The following is a 19,804-nucleotide window of genomic DNA, read 5'->3' as shown; positions in this document are numbered from 1 at the left end:
AGGCATGAAGCATGGTGGCGATCTCACGCAGGCGATGGCGGAATTCGGCGGCGCGCCGGACCAATGGCTCGATCTCTCGACCGGGATCAATCCATGGTCGTGGCCGATTCCTGCCAACCTGCCGAGCCATCTTTGGGAGCGCCTGCCAACCCGCGCCGACGAACAGTCGCTGCTGTCCGCTGCGCGCAGCGCTTACCACGTGCCGAGTGGCGTGGACGTCGTTGCCGCTGCCGGTACGCAAGCGCTGATCCAGTGGCTGCCGCATCTCGCCGTGCCGGGAGCTGTTTCCATCGTAGGGCCGACCTACAATGAACATGTCGCGGCCTGGCGTGCCGGCGGACATGAGGTTGGCGTGATCGGCAGCCTCAGCGCGCTGCCGGATCATGCCAGGCATGTCGTGATCGTCAATCCCAACAATCCCGACGGGCGTGTCGTCAAGCGCGATGAGCTCGCCGATGTTGCGGCGATCTTGCAACGGCGCGGCGGCTGGCTGGTGATCGATGAAGCCTTCGCCGATGTCGATCCCGCGATCAGTGCCGTCGGCCTGTGCGCGACACTGCCGATTGTTATTCTGCGCTCCTTCGGAAAATTCTACGGTCTCGCGGGCGTACGTCTCGGCTTCGCGCTCGCGGCGCCGCTGATCGCGCAGCGTATCGCGACCGCTATTGGTCCATGGGCTTGTTCCGGTCCCGCACAGGTTATCGGTGCGGCCGCCTTGCGCGACGAGCGCTGGGCCACGCAGACTCGCGTCGCGCTGGTCGCCCAAGGCATCAAGCTCGACAACGTGTTGGCCGATGCCGGTTTCGAGACTGTCGGCGGCACGCCGCTGTACAGGTTGGCGCGACATGCCGACGCTTTGAAATGGCATGCCGCATTGGCCCGGCAGCAGATCTGGTGTCGCCACTTCGACTGGAGCCATGAGCTGCTGCGGTTCGGCCTGCCGCCCGATGCGGCTGCTCTGAGCCGGCTTGCTGCTGCGCTGGCGAAATAGCCGCCACATCGCTCAGACTCCCGCCCAAGGCAGGATAATCGTTTCGTTCCGGTGTTCGGCGCGATAGGCGCTGATGCGGAACACATTGGCGACGATGTCATCGGACAGCGCCTGTCGCGGCGCGCCCTGCGCAGCGAGGCGCCCATCGGACATCACCAGCACCGTATCGGCGAAGCGCGCGGCGAGGCCGAGATCGTGGGTCACCACGATCACCAGTACGCCGCTGTTAGCGACATCGCGCAGATTTGTCATGACGTCGATCTGGTAGCGCGGATCGAGCGATGCGGTCGGCTCATCCGCCAGTACGATCGGGGCCTCGACAGCAAGGACGCGGGCGAGCGCGACGCGGCTGCGCTCGCCGCCGGAGAGTTCGGTCACACGCCGATCGGCAAAGGCGACGACGTCGGTGGCCTGCATGGCGCGTTCGACCGCAGCCTTGTCCGACGATGTCAGCCGCGCCGGATCGGTCGCGCCATGCGGATAGCGGCCAAGGGCGACGACGTCCTTCACGTCGAGCGGCCAATGCACGACATGGCCTTGCGGCAGATAGCCGAAGCGCTTGGCGCGCTCGCGGAGCGACAAGGACGCCAGTGTGTCGCCGGCGACATGGATCGCGCCGGTGGACGATTGCAAGCCTGCCAGCGCGCGCAGCAGCGTCGTCTTGCCGGCGCCGTTCGGGCCAACCAGGGCGACGAGGTGCTGTCGGTGCAGCGAGAGCGAGACATCGTGCAGCACCTCGCGCGCTGAGAGCGTGACGCTCAGATTGCTCGCGGTCAGCAGCGCCTGATCGGTCATGCGACGCCTCCGCCCAGAGCGCGCCGCTCGCGCATGATGAGATAGAGGAAGAATGGCACGCCGATGATCGAGGTCAGGACGCCGACTTTGATGTCTGTGGTCGACGGGATGATGCGCACGGCGATATCCGCGGCCAGCAACAGCGCCGAGCCGGTCAATGCGCTCGGGATCAGCAGGCGCGCGGGATCATGGCCGATGATCGGGCGCATCAGATGCGGCGCGATGAGGCCGATGAAGCCGATCGTGCCGGTGACGGCTACAGCGCCGCCAACGCCGAGCGCGACGCCGAGGATCACCAGCAGGCGCAGGCGGCTCACATGGACACCGAGGCTCTGTGCGGTCTCTTCGCCGAGGCTCAATGCACGAAAGGCCGAGCGCTGGCTCATCAAAATGATTGCACCGGCGATGATGAACGGCAATGCCAGCGTGACGTGACGGAAGCTGCGGTCTTCCAGCGAGCCGAGCAGCCAGAACGCGATCTCAAGTGCGGCGAAAGGATTTGGCGAGAGGTTCATCACCAGCGCCGTCGCAGCACCTGCGAGACTTGAGATCGCAAGCCCCGCGAGGATCAGCAGCAGCAGACCCGCATTGCGGCCGGCGATGCCGAGCAGCACGAAGACTGACAGGAACGCCATCGTGATGCCGGCAACCGGCAGCGCCCATGAGCGGACATCGGCCCAGCCGAGCGAAATCATCAGCACCGCGCCGAAGGCCGCCGATTGTGGCGCGCCGAACAGCGACGGCGAGGCAAGGGGATTGCGCAGCAGGCCCTGCAGCGCGGCACCGGACAGACCGAGGATCGCGCCGATGGCAAGTGCGAGAATCGCGCGCGGCAGGCGGATTTCGCGCACGATGATCTGATGCACATCGCTGCTGCCGCCGAACAGTGCATCGAGCACCGTCAGCGGCGAGAGTTTGACGGGTCCCGTGCCGAGCGAGCCCAGCGCCAGCAGCGTCACAAGACCGACGAGCGCGATGGTCGCGATCGTCCGGCGGCGTACTGCTGGCGCTGCGGTCACCATGTGGCGTTGAAGCCTGCGTAAGCCGCAGGCCCCGTGGTGCCGAAGTTCAGCACTTCCTGATAATGCTCATTCAGGATGTTCTCGCCGCGGGCGAAGACCTTCCAGTTCGCATCGATTTTGTACTCGGTATAGAGATCGACGCGGGTATAGGCATCCACCTGACCGACTTGATTGGCGCTGCTGAAGCGCTTCGACACGGTCGTGACGCGCGGCTCGATCATCCACTTGTCGGTCGGCGTAATCGTGAGCGCGAAGCGGGCGAAGTTCTTCGGGCGCCGTGCCAGCACTGTATCATTGCCGAGATCTTGCGCGTGCAGGTAGGTGTAGGCTGCGTTGAACTTCATCAGGCCCGGAATAACGTCCACATTGGCGCCAACTTCGAGACCATTCGTTTCGGCGCGTGCGACGTTGATGTAGCAGCCTGTGGTTTGGGCAACGGGACACGAACCGGGGCTTCCCGTCGGCGTCACGAAGTTGATCAGATTGCTGTAGTCGTTCGAGAAGCCCGTCAGCGAGACCACCACGCGGCCGTTGAAAAGGCTCTGATCGACGCCGGCGTCGTAGCCGAAGCTTTGCTCCGGGCTGAGCGTCGGCGTGCCGTTTGCCGTTGAATACAGCTGGAACAGTGTCGGTGCCTTGGCGCCGGTACCTGCGCTGGCGTGGAACTTGGTGCTGGTTTCTGTAATCGTATAGGCGGCCGTGGCACGCCATGTCTCGAAGCGCCCGACATCCACGACGTCGTCCACGCGGCCGCCCAATGTGATGTTGAGACGTTCGCCTACGGGGACCGACCACAGCGCGAAGACCGAATTGGTATCTTGGCGTTTCGCCAGCGCGGGTGTGATAGCGGCCGGTATCGGCAGGATGGCGGTCGTGTAGGTCTTTGCTGTCTCGCTCTGCGTCTTGGCGCCGTAGATCAGCGAGCCAAATGCGCCGAGCTTCAGGTTTGCCTGATATTCTGCGCCGAGGCTGTCACCATTGTAGTCGAGAATATTGGTCGTGGTGTTCTGCGGCAGCATGTTGGTGCGATAGGTTACGTCGTAGTTCGAACGCTCGGTATGCGTGTTCGACACGGTGACATTATGCGTGAGAATGCCGCCGAATGAATCCAGTGAGACGCGGCCGTAAACGGTTTGAAGCAGGCGCGTGACATTTGAAGGCGTGTCGGGAAGCTGCACCGCTTTCGACGTCGGACTGAAAGTGCCGTCATAGGCGGCTCGCGTGAAGGATGACACGAAGCCGGATTCCAGCCGGATGCCTTCGCCGGCATCGTAGCCGATCCTGGCCGATCCGCCGACGCGATCAAAGCCGTCGCGTTCGAGATTGGGGTACAGCGCTTCAAACTGAGGGATGCGATAGCCGAAGCGCGAGAAACCGTTCGAATGCTGACCGCCACCTGTGAAAGCGTAGGACCACGGACCGTTGGAGCCGGTCAGCGATCCCTGCGTCATGACAGTGCCATAGCTGCCGGCTTCGGTGCGCACGTTGACTTGCGCAGGGCCCGAGCCCTTCTTGGTAATGATATTGATCACGCCGCCCATGGCGTCTGATCCATAGAGTGCGCTCTGCGGGCCCTTCAGGACTTCGATGCGCTCCATCGCCGAAGGCGTGAACATGGCGAATTCGAAATCGCCGGACGCCGCCGTGGGATCGTTGACGCGGATGCCGTCGATCATCACCAGCGTCTGGCCAGTGTTGCCGCCGCGCAGGCGGACATTGGTGGTGCCGCCAGGGCCGCCGGTTTCGGTGATGTCGAGACCGGGCACGGTGCGCAGCGCATCGACCAGAGAGCCGGGATTGCTGGTCGCAATGGTTTCGCCTGAGACGACGCTGATCGAGCTGCCAGTGCGATTGAGTTGTTCGGGTGCTCTGTCCGCCGTCACCACGATTTCGGAGAGCTGCTCGGCACTGGACTGCGCATGCGCAGCACTGTGAGAGCAGGACAGAACAACAACGGCCGCAGTGCCTGCGGCCAAATTCCGGATAGTCATTTAACCCCTTCCGTCGACCCACCGTCGAACGAGTGTGAAACTCGTTACCGGCCGGTCTCCTGGCTCGCGGTGGTCTCCCGGTCCGCCTTCCCGAATCTGCGATGCAAATTCAGTGGCTTTGTGGACCTGGAATAGCCGCTTACAGTTGCGGGGGCAGCCGCGGCATAGGGGATATTTCCCCGCACCGCATTCCCGTTTCACCTCCTCGCGGAGGCACCGATAACGACAGACAGGAAGCACAGCGCGCAGCGCGGTGCAACAGCCATCACCGCGTTGTGGACTCTATTGCTCGTGCTGTAGCGCGGCGAGCACGTCGTCGGGACGTTCGACCATCATCATGTGGCCCGTACCCGGCAGAATCACCGTGCGGGCGTTTTTCAATGCGGCGGCCAGGGTCTTGCCGGCCTTGGCAGGAGTCATCATGTCCCGTTCGCCGAGGATGAGCGTGACCGGGATTTCAAGCTGGCCCGCAGCGGTCAGCGCATTCTGGTATGTATTGCAGGCGTTGAGATCGGCGAACAGCACGCCCGGCCTTGTGGCCTCGAGCACGCGCTGCGCACCGCTATGCATCCACAACCCCGGCGCGAGGCTGCCGCCGAGTTCGGCGCGAAAGCCGAGCCCCCAGATCGACACCATATCGATAGCGGAATGCTGATTGGCTTCGGCATCCTTCAACAGATCCGGGCCGACGGTCATCGTCCCTGCCGTGCCCATCAGGTCGAGGCGTGTGACTTTACCGGGATGCCGCGCTGCGGTCTCCAGCGCAATCAGCGAGCCCATGGAATGGCCGATCAGCCGTGCAGTCTTTGCGCCCGCAGCCTCGATCAATGCTGCTGTCCAGTCTGCGAGATCGGCGATGGTCGTGAGCGCTTCACCCTTTGAGCGACCATGGCCGGGCAGATCCGGCGCCAGCACGGCGAAGCCATGATGCGCGAACCAGCGCGTATGCAGCGCCCAGGTCGAGTGATCGAAGCCGGCGCCGTGGATCATCGCGACGACCGGGAGCGATGGATCGAAGGTGCGGCCGCCATTCGCGATATAGGTCTCGTGACCGTTGACGGTGAGTTGCATCGCTCAGCCCTTTTGCGAGATGCGCAGCGCCTGCGCGAGGTCATCGATGATGTCATCGGCGGCTTCGATGCCGATGGAGAGACGGATCAGCTCCTCGCCGATGCCGGCGGCCTTGAGCTGCTCCGCATCCATCTGCTGATGCGTGGTGCTGCCGGGATGAATGACCAGTGTCTTGGCGTCGCCGACATTGGCGAGATGGCTGGTCAGCTTCAGCGCTTCGATGAATTTGCGGCCGGCATTGCGGCCGCCCTTGATACCAAACGAGACGATGGAGCCGGCGCCGCGCGGCAGCAGGCGTTTCGCGAGTTCGTAATCCGGATGGTTCTCTAGCGACGGATGCAGCACCCAGTCGACCGCCTTGTTGGCCGTGAGCGCCGCCAGCACCGCATGCGTATTGGCCATATGGCGCTCCATGCGAATGCCCAGCGTCTCGACACCCTGTAGCAGCTGGAATGCATTGGTCGGCGAGAGACACGCGCCGAAATCGCGCAGGCCTTCGGTGCGGGCGCGCATGATGAAGGCGGCATTGCCGAACTGCTCGTCGAAGACGATGCCGTGATAGCCGGCATAGGGTTCGGTCAGCTGCGGGAATTTGCCGGATGCGTGCCAGTCGAAGCGGCCGCCATCGACGATGACGCCGCCGATAGCGATGCCGTGGCCGCCGATCCATTTGGTGGCGGAGTTCATCACGATATCGGCGCCGAGTTCGATCGGCCGCGACAGGAATGGCGTCGCGAAAGTATTGTCGATCAGCAGCGGAATCTTCGCGGCATGGGCGATGTCGGCGACGGCGGGTATGTCGAGCACTTCGAGGCCGGGATTGCCGATGGTCTCGCCGATGACCAGTTTCGTGTTCGGCTTGATCGCCGCCTTGAAGGCGTCGAGATCGCGCGGCTTGACGAAACTCGTGGTGATGCCGAAGCGCGGCAGCGTATGCGCCAGCAAGTTGATGGTGCCGCCATAGAGCGAGGACGACGCCACGATGTGATCGCCGGCATTGAGCAATGTGGCGATGGCGAGGTGCAGTGCCGCCATCCCTGATGCCGTGCACACCGCACCGACGCCGTTTTCGAGTGCGGCGAGGCGCTCTTCCAGCACCGCCGTCGTCGGATTGGAAATGCGCGTATAGATGTGGCCGGCGCGTTCGAGATTGAACAGCGCAGCAGCGTGATCCGAATCCTGAAACACATAGGACGTGGTTTGATAAATCGGCACGGCCCGCGCGCCGGTGATCGCGTCCGGATGCTGGCCGGCATGCAGACTCAGCGTTTCGAAAGCAGGCGGTTTGGGTGCTGGCATGGTGATTTCATCCCTGGACGCAATTTGCGCCATCTATGGCACGAATCGGATGCGAGTGTGAGTCGGCGATATTTCAACTGATGGAACGAAATGCGGGGTGGCGACTTGTACGAGGTCGATCACGCGGGAGAGTTATCATGAAGAAATTGCTGCTGTGCACTGCGGTTGCCGGTCTCGCGTTTTCATCGGTTGCGGCCGAGGCGAAAGGCTGTATCAAAGGCGCGATCATTGGCGGAATCGCCGGCCACTATGCAGGACATGGCAAGGTCGGCGTCGTTGCGGGGTGCGTGATCGGACGCCACGAGGCCAACAAGGCCGATGTGGAACGGGCGCAGAAGGCGCAGCACCCACAGCCGCCGAACGAGAATGGTCGCATCTAGATCGGCGTTGTTCTCAACGCTGGACGATGTTGCTAAAATTTGATGGACTAGACCGGTTCAGTAGAGCCTCACCCTCATCAGGTTGGGGTTCTTTTCGTCTCTGTACGATACCGGACGAGATTGGGCGTAGATGTGGTGCTGCATCGGGATGTGTTTTGGCTCGGCAAACAATGGGCCGTGACCGGTTACGGAATTCAGGCTGTCAGCCAGAAGTACAATATGAAGTTCGATATCGAGGTGTCGCAGATCTGGAACGAGGATCTGGATGCGTTGATGCGCGATGAGCCATGGTTCGATGCGCAGGATTTTGCACAGGCCGTCGATCGCGCGAGGCAGCGTGCGATGGAATCACCGCTGACGTTCAAGCCACCGCTGAGTGATGAACGATAGCGGCAGCGCATCATTGCAGGATTCAAATTTCAAACAGCCACTGTCCTCAAAACATGCACCCGCATTCTCGCGGCGCTTGCGCGTCCGAGCTATGAGCATTCCTACCTCGCCCCCTTCAAGAGGGCGTGCGGAACGCCGGGTGCCCGATGCACCCTTGGGCCTGATGCGAATGCGGTCTTCCGCAAGGGGTAATGCATCAGGACTTTCGGAAGCACGAGCGATTGCCCAGCGTTCCGCCTGCGGTGTTTTTTCGGTTGCTTGCACTTTGCCTCGACGAACGCTCCGATCGCGAATTAAAGTCCCAAGGCGATGGGAAGGGAGCCTCAAGCGAATAGGCCGGGCACGTTTTGACTTGGTCGTCCGTCACACTGTCCAGAGCGTCTTTCCATCCGAAGGCCGGCCGTCTCCTTGCCAGTGGCAGTGCTGGCGCAGATCCGTCCTGCCCGAAGACAGACGTCACCCCCAAACCGCGTGACGCCGCATCTCCGGCGTCCACCGCATCCAGCCCCGCGAACGTGACGATCGCGCTCGCCCCTCTCATCAGGGCCGGACATTGGGGAATATAATCCATATCGGGATATTGTCAATACAAGATAGGAAAATATGTTTGGCGCTGTCTTGCCGCTCCAAACTGTCATTCCCCGGCAAACCAATTGGTTTGCCTGAGGGCGGCTGCGCGCCGTCGCGCAGACGAACCTCAGCCACTCCAATTCGAGTGGCGGGGAATCTCGACCTGTTCAGCGCAAAACTCTCTGAGATTCCGGGTTCGCGTCCGGCAAGTGCCGGCCGCGCCCCGGAATGACGAGAGTGGGTCGGGAGGCCAAGTTCGCACTCTCGGCTGCGCCGAAACCTCGCCCTCCGACACGCCAATTGGCGTGCCCCGGAATGACGGTGTTGGACCGCCAAAAACTGCGGCTTGCTTCTTTCGCCCTCTGCTGCAATCTGGATGGATCACTGTCAGTCACTCCAATTACGAGATTCCACGGATGAGCCAGCTCAAAGTCCATGTCGGCGACTTCACCTTCGACGCGAAATTCGAGGAGAAGGACGCCCCCAAGACCGTCGCCGCCTTCAAGAAGGCGATGCCGTTCGTCAGCCAGGCGATCCATGTGCGCTGGAGCGGCGAGGGCGTCTGGATGCCGCTTGGCGATCTCGATTTCGGCGTGCCCTATGAGAACCACACGTCGTTCCCGGCGCCGGGCCACATCATCCTGTATCCGGGCGGCATCAGCGAGACCGAGATCCTGCTGGCCTATAGCGGCGTACATTTTGCCAGCAAGATGGGCCAACTGGCCGGCAATCATTTCATTACGCTGACCTCGAATCTCGAAAATCTGAAAGAGATGGGTAAGACCGTGCTCTGGAAGGGTGCGCAACCCGTCCGTTTCGAGATGGTCTGATGGCCGGGAGCGACTATCCCCGCGATCTGCGCGGCTACGGCCGCAATCCGCCCGATCCGAAATGGCCGGATGGCGCGCGCGTGGCGGTGCAGTTCGTGGTCAATTTCGAAGAGGGCGGCGAGAACAACATCCTGCATGGCGATCGCGCCTCGGAGGCGTTTCTCTCGGACGTACTGGGTGCGCAGCCCTGGCCGGGCCAGCGCCATGCCAATATCGAATCCATGTTCGAATATGGCTCGCGTGCCGGCTTCTGGCGGCTGTGGCGAATGTTCACCGAGCGCAACATGCCGACAACGGTGTTCGGCGTCGCCACCGCCCTACAGCGCAATCCCGAAATCGTCGCCGCCATGCAGGAGGCGAAATGGGATATCGCCAGCCACAGTCTGAAGTGGATCGAGCACAAGGATATGTCGGAGCCCGAGGAGCGCTTCGAGATTGCCGAGGCGATCCGCGTGCATACCGAGGCGACCGGCGCACGCCCGACCGGCTGGTACACCGGCCGCAGTTCGATCAACACCATTCGCCTGCTGATGGAAGCCGGCGGCTTCAAGTATCTGTGCGATAGCTATGCCGACGATCTGCCGTACTGGATCAAGGGACCCAGCGAACCGCAGCTCATCATCCCCTATACGCTCGATGCCAATGACATGCGTTTCGTCAATCCGCAGGGTTTTGGTGGCGGCGACGAGTTCTTCACCTACCTGAAGGATTCGTTCGATGTACTGTATGCGGAAGGCGCGACGTCGCCGAAGATGATGACCGTGGGCCTGCATTGCCGCGTCGTCGGGCGGCCCGGACGTGCGGCGTCGCTGATGCGGTTCCTCGATTACATCGCGAGCCACGAGCGCGTCTGGGTGCCGACGCGTCTTGATATCGCCGAGCACTGGCACGCCAATCTGAAACATCTCGCCGCCGACGCCCGTGCCATCGGATAGACCAGGATTGGGATAAGCCCTGTCATGACAGAGAAGACGCTCGACGAACTCAACGCCTGCAGCAAAGCGGATTTCGTCGCGGCGCTGGCGAATATCTTCGAATATTCGCCGTGGATCGCGGAGAAGGCGGCGGAGAGCAGGCCCTTCGCGGGCGTGAAGCAGTTGTTCGCCGCGATGCGTAAGGTGGTGGAGGAGGCGGCTGCAGGTCAGCGGCTGGCGCTGATCAAGGCGCATCCGGATCTCGCCGATAAAACGCAACGCGGCGATCTCCTGACGGCGGAATCCAATGCCGAGCAGAACAGCGTCGGGCTCGACCGGCTGTCGGAGGCCGAATATGCGGCTTTCGATCGCGTCAACAATGCCTATCGAGCGAAGTTCGGCTTCCCCTACATCGTCTGTGTCCGTCGTCACACCAAGGATTCCATCCTCGCGGATTTCGAGAAGCGGTTGCCCAACGACCCGGCCGCCGAGGTCACCGCATCGGTCGCCGAAATCTGCAAGATCGCAGCATTGCGCACCGATCTGCTGGTCGACGGGCCGGATCGCCTACAGGTGCATGGCCGGCTCTCGACCCATGTGCTGGATACCCATAGCGGCAGACCTGCGGCGGGGATTTCGGTCGAGCTTGTCGAATTGTCGAAGCTTGGCGTCAGCCGCGTGATTGCGCGCACGCTGACCAATCACGACGGCCGCACCGATGTGCCGCTGATCGGCGGCCGCCCGGTGCCGATCGGACGCTATGAACTGACTTTCAAGGTTGGGAGCTATTTTGCGGAGCGTAATGTGCCGATGTCCGATCCGCCGTTCCTCGACGAGATCCCGTTGCGCTTTTCGGTCTATGAGCCCGAAGGTCATCTCCACGTGCCGCTGCTGGTGACGCCGTGGAGCTATGGGACGTATCGCGGGAGCTGAGGGGGACTCCTCACTCTCCGTCGTCATTGCGAGGAGCGAAGCGACGAAGCAATCCAGAAGGCCACAGAGTAAGACTGGATTGCTTCGCTTCGCTCGCAATGACGGTGGAGAGGTAAGTGCGTTATCCATCCTACATTCGACCCAAATCGGTCGTCTCATAACAAAACAAAAATCAGGGAGAACGTCATGCGTGGCATTAATCGCCTGCTGCTGGTCGCGGCATTCACATCCATCGCCACGGCCAGCGCCTTCGCCTCCGAAGTCCATGTGATGATCTCCGGCGGCTTCACGGCAGCCTATAAGGAACTGGTGCCGCAATTCGAGAAGGCAACAGGCAATACGGTCGTCACAGCCTATGGGCCGTCGATGGGCGAGACGCCGCAGGCGATCCCGATGCGGTTGGCGCGCGGCGAGCCGGCCGATGTGCTGATCATGGTGGGCTATGCGCTGGGCGATCTCGTCAGCAAGGGCAAGGTGGTCGCCGACAGCCGCGTCGATCTCGCGGATTCGCCGATCGGCGTTGCCGTGAAGGAGGGCGCGCCGAAGCCGGACCTGTCCTCGGCGGATACGCTGAAGGTGGCGCTGCTCAAGACCAGAACCGTGGCCTATTCGGACAGCGCCAGCGGCGTGTATGTCAGCAAGGAGATGTTCGAGAAGCTCGGCATTGCCGACGCCATGAAGGACAAGGCGCGCAAGATTCCGGCGACGCCGGTCGGCGAGATCGTCGCGAGGGGCGAGGCCGAGATCGGCTTTCAGCAGATCAGCGAATTGAAGCCGGTCAAGGGCATCGAGATCGTCGGCCAGCTGCCGGCGGAGCTGCAGAAGATCACCGTGTTCTCTGCGGGGCTCGCGAGCAACGCGCCGCAGCCCGATGCCGGCAAGGCGCTGATCGCGTTTCTGTCCTCGAAGCAGGCAGCGCCGGTGATCGTGGCCAGCGGGCTTGAGCCGAAGGTGAAGTGAGGCGGCTGTTTGCCTTCTCCCCGCTTGCGGGGAGAAGGTGGCGTCGCGAAGCGACGACGGATGAGGGGGACTCTCCACGAGCCGTGGCGTTCGCGGAGAGTCCCCCTCACCCGACGCCCACATGCTTCGCATGCGGACGTCGACCTCTCCCCGCAAGCGGGGAGAGGTTAAGAGGCAAACTAATGCGTCGCAGCCGCAGCCACGCCCGCCGCTTCGGCCTTCGCGGTCTCGGCGCTGCTGACCCCGTTGAAGAACGCGTTCAGGATCACGGCCACCAGCGCGCAGAGCAGGATGCCCGACTCCAGCAGCGGATGCAGGTTGTGCGGCAGCGCCTTGAAGAAATTCGGCGACACCAGCGGGATCATGCCGAAACCGACGGAGATGGCGACCACGAACAGGTTGCGCTGGTTGGTCTTGAAGTCCACCGCGGTGAGGATGCGTGCGCCGGTGGCCGCGACCATGCCGAACATCACGAGGCCGGCGCCGCCGAGCACGACCTGCGGCACGGACTCTACCAGCGCGGCCATCTTCGGCAGCAGACCGAGCACCAGCATGATGCCGCCGCCGGCAATGGTGACCCAGCGCGAGCGCACGCCGGTGACGCCGACAAGGCCGACATTCTGCGAGAACGAGGTGTAGGGGAAGGTGTTGAAGATGCCGCCGAGGAACGTGCCGACGCCATCGGCGCGCAGGCCTTTGGTCAGCGCATCGCGGTCGACCTTGCGGTCGGTCATCTCGCCGAGCGCCAGGAACATGCCGAGGGACTCGATCATCACCACGATCATCACGATGCACATGGTGACGACCGGCACGAGATGGAATTGCGGCATGCCGAAATGGAACGGCAGCACGATATCGACCCAGCCGGCAGTGCCGACCTTGTCGAAATGCATCACGCCGAGCACGCTGGCAAGGATCGCGCCCGCGATGATGCCGAGCAGCACCGAGACGTTGGACAGAAAGCCGGTGCCCCATTTGATCAAAGCAAGGATCACGACCAGCACGAACAGCGCGATGCCGAGCCCCTGCAACTGGCCGTAAGCCGGATTGGGGAACGTGTGCGGAACGCCATCGATCATCTTTGTGAACATGGGTAGTCCGCCACCAGCCCAGTTGATACCAACGCGCATCAGGGAGATGCCGATCACCATGATGATGGTGCCGGTGACCACGGGGGGAAACAGCGGCAGCAGCCGGCTGATGAAAGGCGCGACAATGATGCCGAAGATTCCGGCAGCGATGACCGAACCATAGATGCCGAGCAGGCCGATATCCGGAGCGGCGGCCATCGACAGCATCGGGCCGACCGAGGCGAAGGTGACGCCCATCATGACCGGCAGGCGGATGCCGACGCCGGGAAAGCCAATACACTGGACCAGGGTCGCCAGGCCGCAGGCGAACAGGTCTGCGGAGATCAGGAAGGCCACGTCCTGAGGTGGCAGTTTCAGGGCGCGGCCGATAATGAGCGGCACGGCCACCGCGCCGGCATACATGACCAGCACGTGCTGCAGGCCCAGCGCGAGCAGGCGCGGCGTCGGTAGCATCTCGTCGACGGGATGGACGCTCACTGTCATTGATCTAGCCCCTTGCTTAGGTGATGAAATATCGTGGCATTATGATCGTCAGATACAAACCTCGTGCCAGATGCCGCTGAAGGCCGTTTCGCCCCGGTGGTGCGGTGACCGGTGGCACGAAGGTTGCTCGAAAGTGAGCATTGCTCAATATATTGCCCGGCGACCGAAGTTCCGCGGTTGCCACTACAGACTGGAGGTCGTGCGTGCCGCTCATCAAGAACAGATATGGAAAAGGCCGTGTCCGCATCATGCGGATCCATCGCGACGGCGACAAGCAGGATGTCAGCCAGCTCAGCATCAAGGCGATGCTGGAAGGCGATTTTGGCCGGGCCTATACCGACGCCGACAACTCCACCTCGACATCCACCGACACCATCAAGAACATCGTCAACGTGGTGGCGCGCGAGAATACCGCGCTGTCGACGGAGGAGTTCTGCCAGGTGCTGGCGAAGCGCTATCTCGACCTGTATCCGCAGGCGAGTTCCGTCAGCATCACTGCGCATGAGACCAAGTGGGCGCGCCTCGCTGTCGACGGCGAACTACACCCGCACGCATTCCTGCTCGATAGCAACGGCAAGCCGACCGTCGAGATCCATGCCACGCGCGACGGCACGGTCATGAGCTCGGGCCTCGACGGTTTCACCTTCATGAAGTCGACGCAATCCGGCTGGGAGAATTACTACACCGACAAATATTCGACGATCCAGCCGACCAACGACCGCATCTGCGCGACATCGATGCTGGCGTCATGGACATGGTCCGGCAAGCCGGCGAGCTATCCCGCGACCAACAAGACAATTCTGGACACGCTGCTGAAGGAATTCGCGACCACCTATAGTCCGAGCGTGCAGAACAGCCTGTATCGCATGGGCGAGAAGGTGCTGGCCGCCGTGCCGGAAATTTCCGAGATCAGCATGGCCTGTCCGAACATCCACTACATCCTGATGAATCTCTCGGCGTTCGGTCTCGACAACAACAACGACGTGTTCCTGCCAACGGACGAGCCGCACGGGCAGATCGAATGCACGGTGGGGCGGGGGTAGTTCGCGGCGAAGACAAGAGCGCCGAGCGTTCTTAACCTCTCCCCGCCCCCACGCGAAGCGAAGCTTCGCTAGGCGGGGAGAGGTCGGATCGCCCTTGCGATCCGGGTGAGGGGCAAGGCGCGATGCTGCGGCAAACTCACGCTAGCGGATCGGTATAACATTCAATTCGGCTATTGGAGGTCGATGCAGCCGATCGATCTCAGAGGTTGTCGGCAGGTTTAGCCGTATGCCCGGCCCCTCACCCGCCGCGAAGACGCGGCGACCTCTCCCCGCGCAGATGTTCAGTCCGGACAGATCGCTGACAGGTGTTCGGAGACATAGTTGACACATTCAGATTGGCTGGAGTCCTCCTTTTCAGGAGGTTTCCATGCCATGGCGCGAGGTGTCGGCAATGGATCAGCGGCGGGAGTTTGCCCTTTTGGCAATGCAGGAGGGCGTCAATCGGCGAGAACTGTGTCGGCGGTTCGGGATCAGCCCGCAGACCGGCTACAAATGGCTGGCGCGGGTCGAGGCCGGCGATGCGGAACTGGCCGATCGGTCGCGGCGACCGCTTGTCAGCCCACGACGCAGCAATACGGCAATCGAGACGCTGGTGCTTGCGGTGCGCGATGCCCATCCGGCCTGGGGCGCGCGCAAGATTGCGTACTGCCTGCAGCGTGACGGGATGACACCGCCGGCGATCTCCACCGTGCATGAGATCCTGCACCGCAACGGCCGCATTATCCTGCCGCCGGGCGGCGCAACACAGCCGCTGCAGCGCTTCGAGAAGGAGGCGCCCAACCAGCTATGGCAGATGGATTTCAAAGGGCGCATGCCGCTGGCCAACAACGCAGCATGCCATCCGCTCACCGTAATCGACGACCACTCGCGCTATGCACTTTGCATCCAGGCCTGCGCAAACGAACAGAGTGCAACCGTGCAGCAGCGGCTGATACAGACTTTCCGGCGCTATGGTCTGCCGGACGCGTTCTTCGTCGACAACGGCTCGCCTTGGGGCGACAGCGGCGGCTCGCGCTGGACTGCCCTGCGGGTCTGGTTGCTCAAGCTTGGCGTCGACACGATCTATGCAAGGCCGTTCCACCCGCAAAGCCGCGGCAAGAACGAACGCTTCCACCGTTCCCTCAAGGCCGAAGTATTCGCGGCACGCCGGTTCCGCGACTTTGCCGAACTACAGCGCGCTTTCGATACATGGCGCACCGTCTACAATCTGCAACGCCCCCACGAAGCACTCGGCATGGACGTTCCCGCTACCCGTTACAAACCCAGCACGCGGCCGATGCCCGACAAAATCGTCGAGGTCGAATATGCCAGCAATGACATCGTGCGCCGCGTCTCAGTCAATCCGCGCATCGACTTCAAGGGCCGGCGATGGCGCGTACCAAAAGCCTTTCGCGGCGAACGGCTGGCAATCCGCCCCTTGGACAGCGATGGCCACTACGGGATTTTCTTCGGCAGCCGGAAAGTCGCAGAAATCGACTTGACTGGCACAAAAAGTGTCAGTGATGTCTCCGAACAGGTGTCAACCATGTCTCCCGACTGAACAAATGCGCGGGGAGAGGTTAAGATCGGCGTTTTGCTCTCATGCCTTCCCAAACTTCTTCTGCAGCTCCGGAAAAATCCGGTCCGGCTTGAACGGCACCTGTGTAAACCGGATGCCCGTTGCATCAAACAGTGCGTTGCCCATCGCCGCGGCGACGGGATTGTAGGGGCTTTCGCTCATCGATTTCGCACCCAATGGCCCGATCGCATCATAGGTGTCGGCGAAATACACGTCGGTGCGCGGCAGATCGGCGAAGGATGGCAGATGATAGTCGCGGAATTTCGGATTGACGACGCGGCCGCGGTCGTCGATCACCATCTCCTCATAGAGCGTGGCCCCCAGCGACTGCGCAACGCCGCCTTCGATCTGGCCGCGGAGCTGCATCGGATTGGCGACGGCGCCAGCGTCCGCAGCCTGCACGCTCTTGAGAACCTTGATCGCGCCGGTCCCCGTGTTCACCGCCACGCGAAATCCCTGGACGTTGAAGGCGACCGAACGGGGGGTGCCGCCCGAAGTCCCAGTGGCGCTTCGTGCGTTGCTGTCCGCCTTCATCGCCTCCATCAGTTTTTGCGCGGCGTCATGGGTGGCTTTGCCAGCGACGAATGTGCCGGCGCTGCCATAGGCGCCGGTGTCGTGGCCGCCGTTCCGCGTATCGGACTGGCGCAAATGAATCTGCTCGACGCTGCAGCCGAGCGTCGTGGCCGCGATCTGCCGATGCACCGTCGCGGTGCCATTGCCGAATTCGGCGGTGCCGACCGTGAGATCGTAGTCGCCATCGTCACGTTTGGCGATGACGACTTCGGCGATGTGGCCTTGCGGCGGTACGGTGTCGATCATGGTGAGCGCGATGCCGTCGCCGATCAGCCAGTCGTCATCGAGGTCGTGTTTCGTCTCCGCCTGCATCGCCTGCTCGACGAGGTCGAGGCACTGGTCGAGGCCGTAGCTGCCGATTGTCACATCGTCATAATGCGTGCCAGCGGGCGACAGCATGGGATCGCCGGGTTTGATGACGTTGTTCCGGCGGAAATCATACGGGCTGATGCCGAGCTGCGCGGCGAGATCGTCGACGGCGGCTTCCACCGCGAACAGGGTTTGCGGCAGGCCGTAGCCGCGAAACGCGCCCGCAGGCACCGTGTTGGTATAGGCGACGACGGCATCGACCTTCTTGTTGGCGCAGTTATAGACGCCGAGCGATTCACCGCAGGCGTGAAACAGCACCGGGCCCGCATGATTGCCATAGGCGCCGGTGTTGGAGAGCACGTCGAGCTGCAGCGCGGTGAGCTTGCCGTGTTTGTCTGCGCCGGCCTTGACCGTGACGCGCATCGGATGCCGCGTCGATGTGGCGATGAATTGCTCCTCGCGGGTCAGTTCCCATTTCACCGGGCGGCCGGTCTTGAGTGCGGCCAGCGCGAGAATGTCCTCGACGAACATTTCCTGCTTGCCGCCGAACCCGCCGCCGACGCGTTCGCAGAACACGCGGACCTTGTCGGAGGGAAGGTCATAGAGTTGAGCGAGCGCACGCCGCGTCAGGAACGGCGTCTGCGTGCTTGAGCGGATATTGAGGACGCCGTCTGCATCGAGCCAGGCCATGCCGCCATGGGTCTCGAGATGGCCGTGCTGCACGCGTTGCGTGGTGAAGGTGCCCTCATAGGTGACGGCCGACGACGCCAGCGCTGCCGCGACATCGCCGAATTCGCCGTGTGTTTCGGCGATGACGTTGCGTGCCGCATCGCTGACGCGATGGATCGGCGTCTTGTCGGGATGAATGACCGGCGCGCCCGGCGCGATGGCGGCAGCGGGATCGAACACCGCGGGCAGGATGTCATAGACAATGTCGATGCGGCGGCAGGCTTCCTCCGCGATCGCTTCGCTGTCTGCGACCACGGCCGCGACTTTCTGGCCAATGAAACGCACGGTGTCGTCGAGGATCCGTGTATCCTCGGGATCCATTGCATCGATCTCGTGACGCGCGGTCGAGAACAATGTGGCCGGCGCATCGGCATGTGTCAGTACCGCATGCACACCCGGCATCGCCTGCGCCGCTGATGCATCGATCGACACGATGCGGGCATGGGGATGCGGCGAGCGCAGCATCTTGATATGCAGCAAGTCGTCCATGGTGACGTCAAATGTGTAGCGCGCCTTGCCCGTCACCACCTGGGGACCAGCGGGCGCGGGCAGGCTGCGGCCGAAGGCGGTGCCGGGCTCGGCGTCTTCCACATTGGACTTGCCGTCGAGTGCGTCCTCGATCGTGCGATAGCCTGTGCAGCGACACAGATTTCCCTTCAACGACGCTCCGAGATCGGCGCGCTGTGCCTGATTGAGCGACGCGCAGGTCACGATCATACCGGATGTGCAGAAGCCGCACTGGAATCCCTGTGCGTCCAGGAACGCCTGCTGCATTGGATGGATGCCGTCTTCGGACGCGAGACCTTCGATGGTGGTGACCGCATGACCTTCGGCGCGAAAGGCCGGGATGATGCAGCTATGCACCGGCTCGCCATCGAGCAGCACGGTGCAGGCACCGCAGTCGCCGGCATCGCAGCCTTTCTTGACGCCGAAATGGCCGAGCTCGCGCAGGAAGGTGCGCAGGCATTGGCCGGCTTGCGGCTTCTGCGAAAAGCTGTGGCCGTTGATCTCGAAACTCATGGCCTGAAGCCCTGCAGCTCGGCGCGGATCTCTTCTGCGAGCCGCAGCGTCATCTGCTTGCGCCAGGCCGGTTTGCCGTGAACGTCATCGTGATAGAGGTTGTCCGGAATCCGGTCGAGGATTGCTTCTTCGAGCGTATCGGCATCGGGAAGTGTTGGGAGCGCGATACGGACAGGCCGCTTTGTCGATGCCGTGATCGTCAGCCGCAAACCATCCTCGTCAAGGCTTCCTATCAGCAGCGCAGCAGATCGCCCGACCGGCGTCAGCGAGATCTGGCGGAATGCCGAGCGGCGTTTGAAGGAGCCAAGTGGAATGGCAATGCTGCGCAGGAGATCGCCTGAGTGCAGCACATTACTTTGATCGCCGGTGACGAAGTCCACGACGTCGATCGTGTCTACGCTGCCATCCGCCTTCCAGATCGTGCAGACCCCATCGAGCGCGGCGGTGAGCGCGATCATCGGGCCCGCCGGCAGCGACATGCAGAGATTGCCGCCGACCGTTGCGGTCTTCCAGATCTTGAAGGAGGCGAGGAAGGCGCGGCAACATTGATTGATAAGCGGCGACGCGATCCAGTCAGGAGGGCAGGGCAGCGCGTCGAGCTGTGCGACTGTGCAGGTCGCGGCGATCTGCAATTCACTATCGGTGACGGTAAGGGCCGGCCATTTGAGATCGGTGAGGTCGATCAGCCGCGTCAGGTGGCTCTGTGGTTCGGAGAAAAGCCAGGTGCCCCCGGCGAGCCATGCATCCCCGGCACTCCATGTCGGTAGCTGTTCCCGCGTCGTGGGGCGGGCAACGGACGTGACCGTATTCAAATCCATAGGGCGGTTATGCTTTCACTCGGCAATGACCCCT

17 protein-coding genes and 1 riboswitch are annotated in these 19,804 nt (G+C 62.5%); of the genes, 9 read left to right on the top strand and 8 right to left on the bottom strand.

What is annotated here, in order from left to right; translation table 11 throughout:
* Positions 1-4: 4 nt before the first annotated feature.
* On the top strand, positions 5-991 hold the full coding sequence (gene cobD / locus AB7783_RS14875; protein WP_441278055.1) for a threonine-phosphate decarboxylase CobD: 987 nt from the start codon (positions 5-7) through the stop codon (positions 989-991).
* A gap of 12 nt (positions 992-1,003) precedes the next feature.
* On the opposite strand, the gene AB7783_RS14870 is transcribed toward cobD, so the two are convergent.
* The 5 genes from AB7783_RS14870 to AB7783_RS14850 all read right to left on the bottom strand — a co-directional run bounded on the left by AB7783_RS14870 (position 1,004) and on the right by AB7783_RS14850 (position 7,169).
* On the bottom strand, positions 1,004-1,786 hold the full coding sequence (locus tag AB7783_RS14870) for an ABC transporter ATP-binding protein (RefSeq protein WP_441278054.1): 783 nt from the start codon (positions 1,784-1,786) through the stop codon (positions 1,004-1,006).
* Entirely contained in the window at positions 1,783-2,808 is a 1,026-nt protein-coding gene (locus tag AB7783_RS14865) for a FecCD family ABC transporter permease (protein WP_441278053.1), read from the bottom strand. The genes AB7783_RS14870 and AB7783_RS14865 overlap by 4 nt, the downstream gene beginning before the upstream one ends.
* A complete protein-coding gene (locus AB7783_RS14860; protein WP_309948298.1) occupies positions 2,802-4,799 on the bottom strand; it encodes a TonB-dependent receptor plug domain-containing protein in 1,998 nt (665 codons plus the stop codon). Before AB7783_RS14860 ends, AB7783_RS14865 begins: the two co-directional genes overlap by 7 nt.
* A 32-nt stretch (positions 4,800-4,831) precedes the next feature.
* Positions 4,832-5,035, bottom strand: a riboswitch (cobalamin riboswitch).
* Positions 5,036-5,081: 46 nt separating this feature from the next.
* Positions 5,082-5,870 (bottom strand): alpha/beta fold hydrolase, encoded by a 789-nt coding sequence (locus tag AB7783_RS14855; RefSeq protein ID WP_441278052.1) that lies wholly within the window; start codon positions 5,868-5,870, stop codon positions 5,082-5,084.
* Between the two features lie 3 nt (positions 5,871-5,873).
* Entirely contained in the window at positions 5,874-7,169 is a 1,296-nt protein-coding gene (locus tag AB7783_RS14850; protein ID WP_441278051.1) for an O-acetylhomoserine aminocarboxypropyltransferase, read from the bottom strand.
* A gap of 137 nt (positions 7,170-7,306) precedes the next feature.
* Here AB7783_RS14850 and AB7783_RS14845 point away from each other — a divergent pair, with 137 nt between their 5' ends.
* From AB7783_RS14845 to AB7783_RS14820, 6 genes are all read left to right on the top strand, one after another.
* Entirely contained in the window at positions 7,307-7,549 is a 243-nt protein-coding gene (locus AB7783_RS14845) for a hypothetical protein (RefSeq protein ID WP_441278050.1), read from the top strand.
* 135 nt (positions 7,550-7,684) lie between these two features.
* On the top strand, positions 7,685-7,939 hold the full coding sequence (locus AB7783_RS14840) for a hypothetical protein (RefSeq protein ID WP_309948294.1): 255 nt from the start codon (positions 7,685-7,687) through the stop codon (positions 7,937-7,939).
* A gap of 986 nt (positions 7,940-8,925) precedes the next feature.
* Positions 8,926-9,339 (top strand): DUF3830 family protein, encoded by a 414-nt coding sequence (locus tag AB7783_RS14835; protein ID WP_068735441.1) that lies wholly within the window; start codon positions 8,926-8,928, stop codon positions 9,337-9,339.
* Positions 9,339-10,274: an allantoinase PuuE gene (gene puuE / locus AB7783_RS14830; RefSeq protein ID WP_093756689.1), complete on the top strand. Its 936-nt coding sequence runs from the start codon at positions 9,339-9,341 to the stop codon at positions 10,272-10,274. Before AB7783_RS14835 ends, puuE begins: the two co-directional genes overlap by 1 nt.
* A gap of 24 nt (positions 10,275-10,298) precedes the next feature.
* Positions 10,299-11,186 carry a 2-oxo-4-hydroxy-4-carboxy-5-ureidoimidazoline decarboxylase gene (gene uraD / locus AB7783_RS14825; RefSeq protein WP_441278049.1) on the top strand — a complete coding sequence of 296 codons (888 nt, stop codon included), beginning with the start codon at positions 10,299-10,301 and terminating at the stop codon, positions 11,184-11,186.
* A 186-nt stretch (positions 11,187-11,372) separates the two neighbouring features.
* A complete protein-coding gene (locus tag AB7783_RS14820; RefSeq protein ID WP_441278048.1) occupies positions 11,373-12,146 on the top strand; it encodes a substrate-binding domain-containing protein in 774 nt (257 codons plus the stop codon).
* Positions 12,147-12,325: 179 nt separating this feature from the next.
* On the opposite strand, the gene AB7783_RS14815 is transcribed toward AB7783_RS14820, so the two are convergent.
* The gene (locus tag AB7783_RS14815) at positions 12,326-13,720 is read right to left on the bottom strand and encodes a nucleobase:cation symporter-2 family protein (RefSeq protein ID WP_441278047.1); all 1,395 of its coding nucleotides are present in this window, start codon (positions 13,718-13,720) and stop codon (positions 12,326-12,328) included.
* A 203-nt stretch (positions 13,721-13,923) separates the two neighbouring features.
* On the opposite strand from AB7783_RS14815, the gene pucL reads away from it, so the two are divergent.
* Together pucL and AB7783_RS14805 are read left to right on the top strand one after the other, a co-directional pair.
* Positions 13,924-14,763: a factor-independent urate hydroxylase gene (pucL, locus tag AB7783_RS14810; protein ID WP_441278046.1), complete on the top strand. Its 840-nt coding sequence runs from the start codon at positions 13,924-13,926 to the stop codon at positions 14,761-14,763.
* A 367-nt stretch (positions 14,764-15,130) separates the two neighbouring features.
* Positions 15,131-16,303, top strand: coding sequence for an IS481 family transposase (locus AB7783_RS14805; RefSeq protein WP_441276790.1), 1,173 nt, complete (start codon positions 15,131-15,133; stop codon positions 16,301-16,303).
* Between the two features lie 39 nt (positions 16,304-16,342).
* Here AB7783_RS14805 and AB7783_RS14800 read toward each other — a convergent pair whose 3' ends face one another.
* Together AB7783_RS14800 and AB7783_RS14795 are read right to left on the bottom strand one after the other, a co-directional pair.
* Entirely contained in the window at positions 16,343-18,952 is a 2,610-nt protein-coding gene (locus AB7783_RS14800) for a molybdopterin-dependent oxidoreductase (RefSeq protein WP_441278045.1), read from the bottom strand.
* Positions 18,949-19,770, bottom strand: coding sequence for an FAD binding domain-containing protein (locus tag AB7783_RS14795; protein ID WP_441278044.1), 822 nt, complete (start codon positions 19,768-19,770; stop codon positions 18,949-18,951). The genes AB7783_RS14800 and AB7783_RS14795 overlap by 4 nt, the downstream gene beginning before the upstream one ends.
* Positions 19,771-19,804: the final 34 nt, after the last annotated feature.

The sequence above is a fragment of the Tardiphaga sp. 172_B4_N1_3 genome (genome assembly GCF_052076035.1).
In the GTDB taxonomy this organism is placed as follows: Bacteria; Pseudomonadota; Alphaproteobacteria; order Rhizobiales; family Xanthobacteraceae; genus Tardiphaga; species Tardiphaga robiniae.
This window is presented reverse-complemented; position numbering and strand designations above follow the sequence as displayed.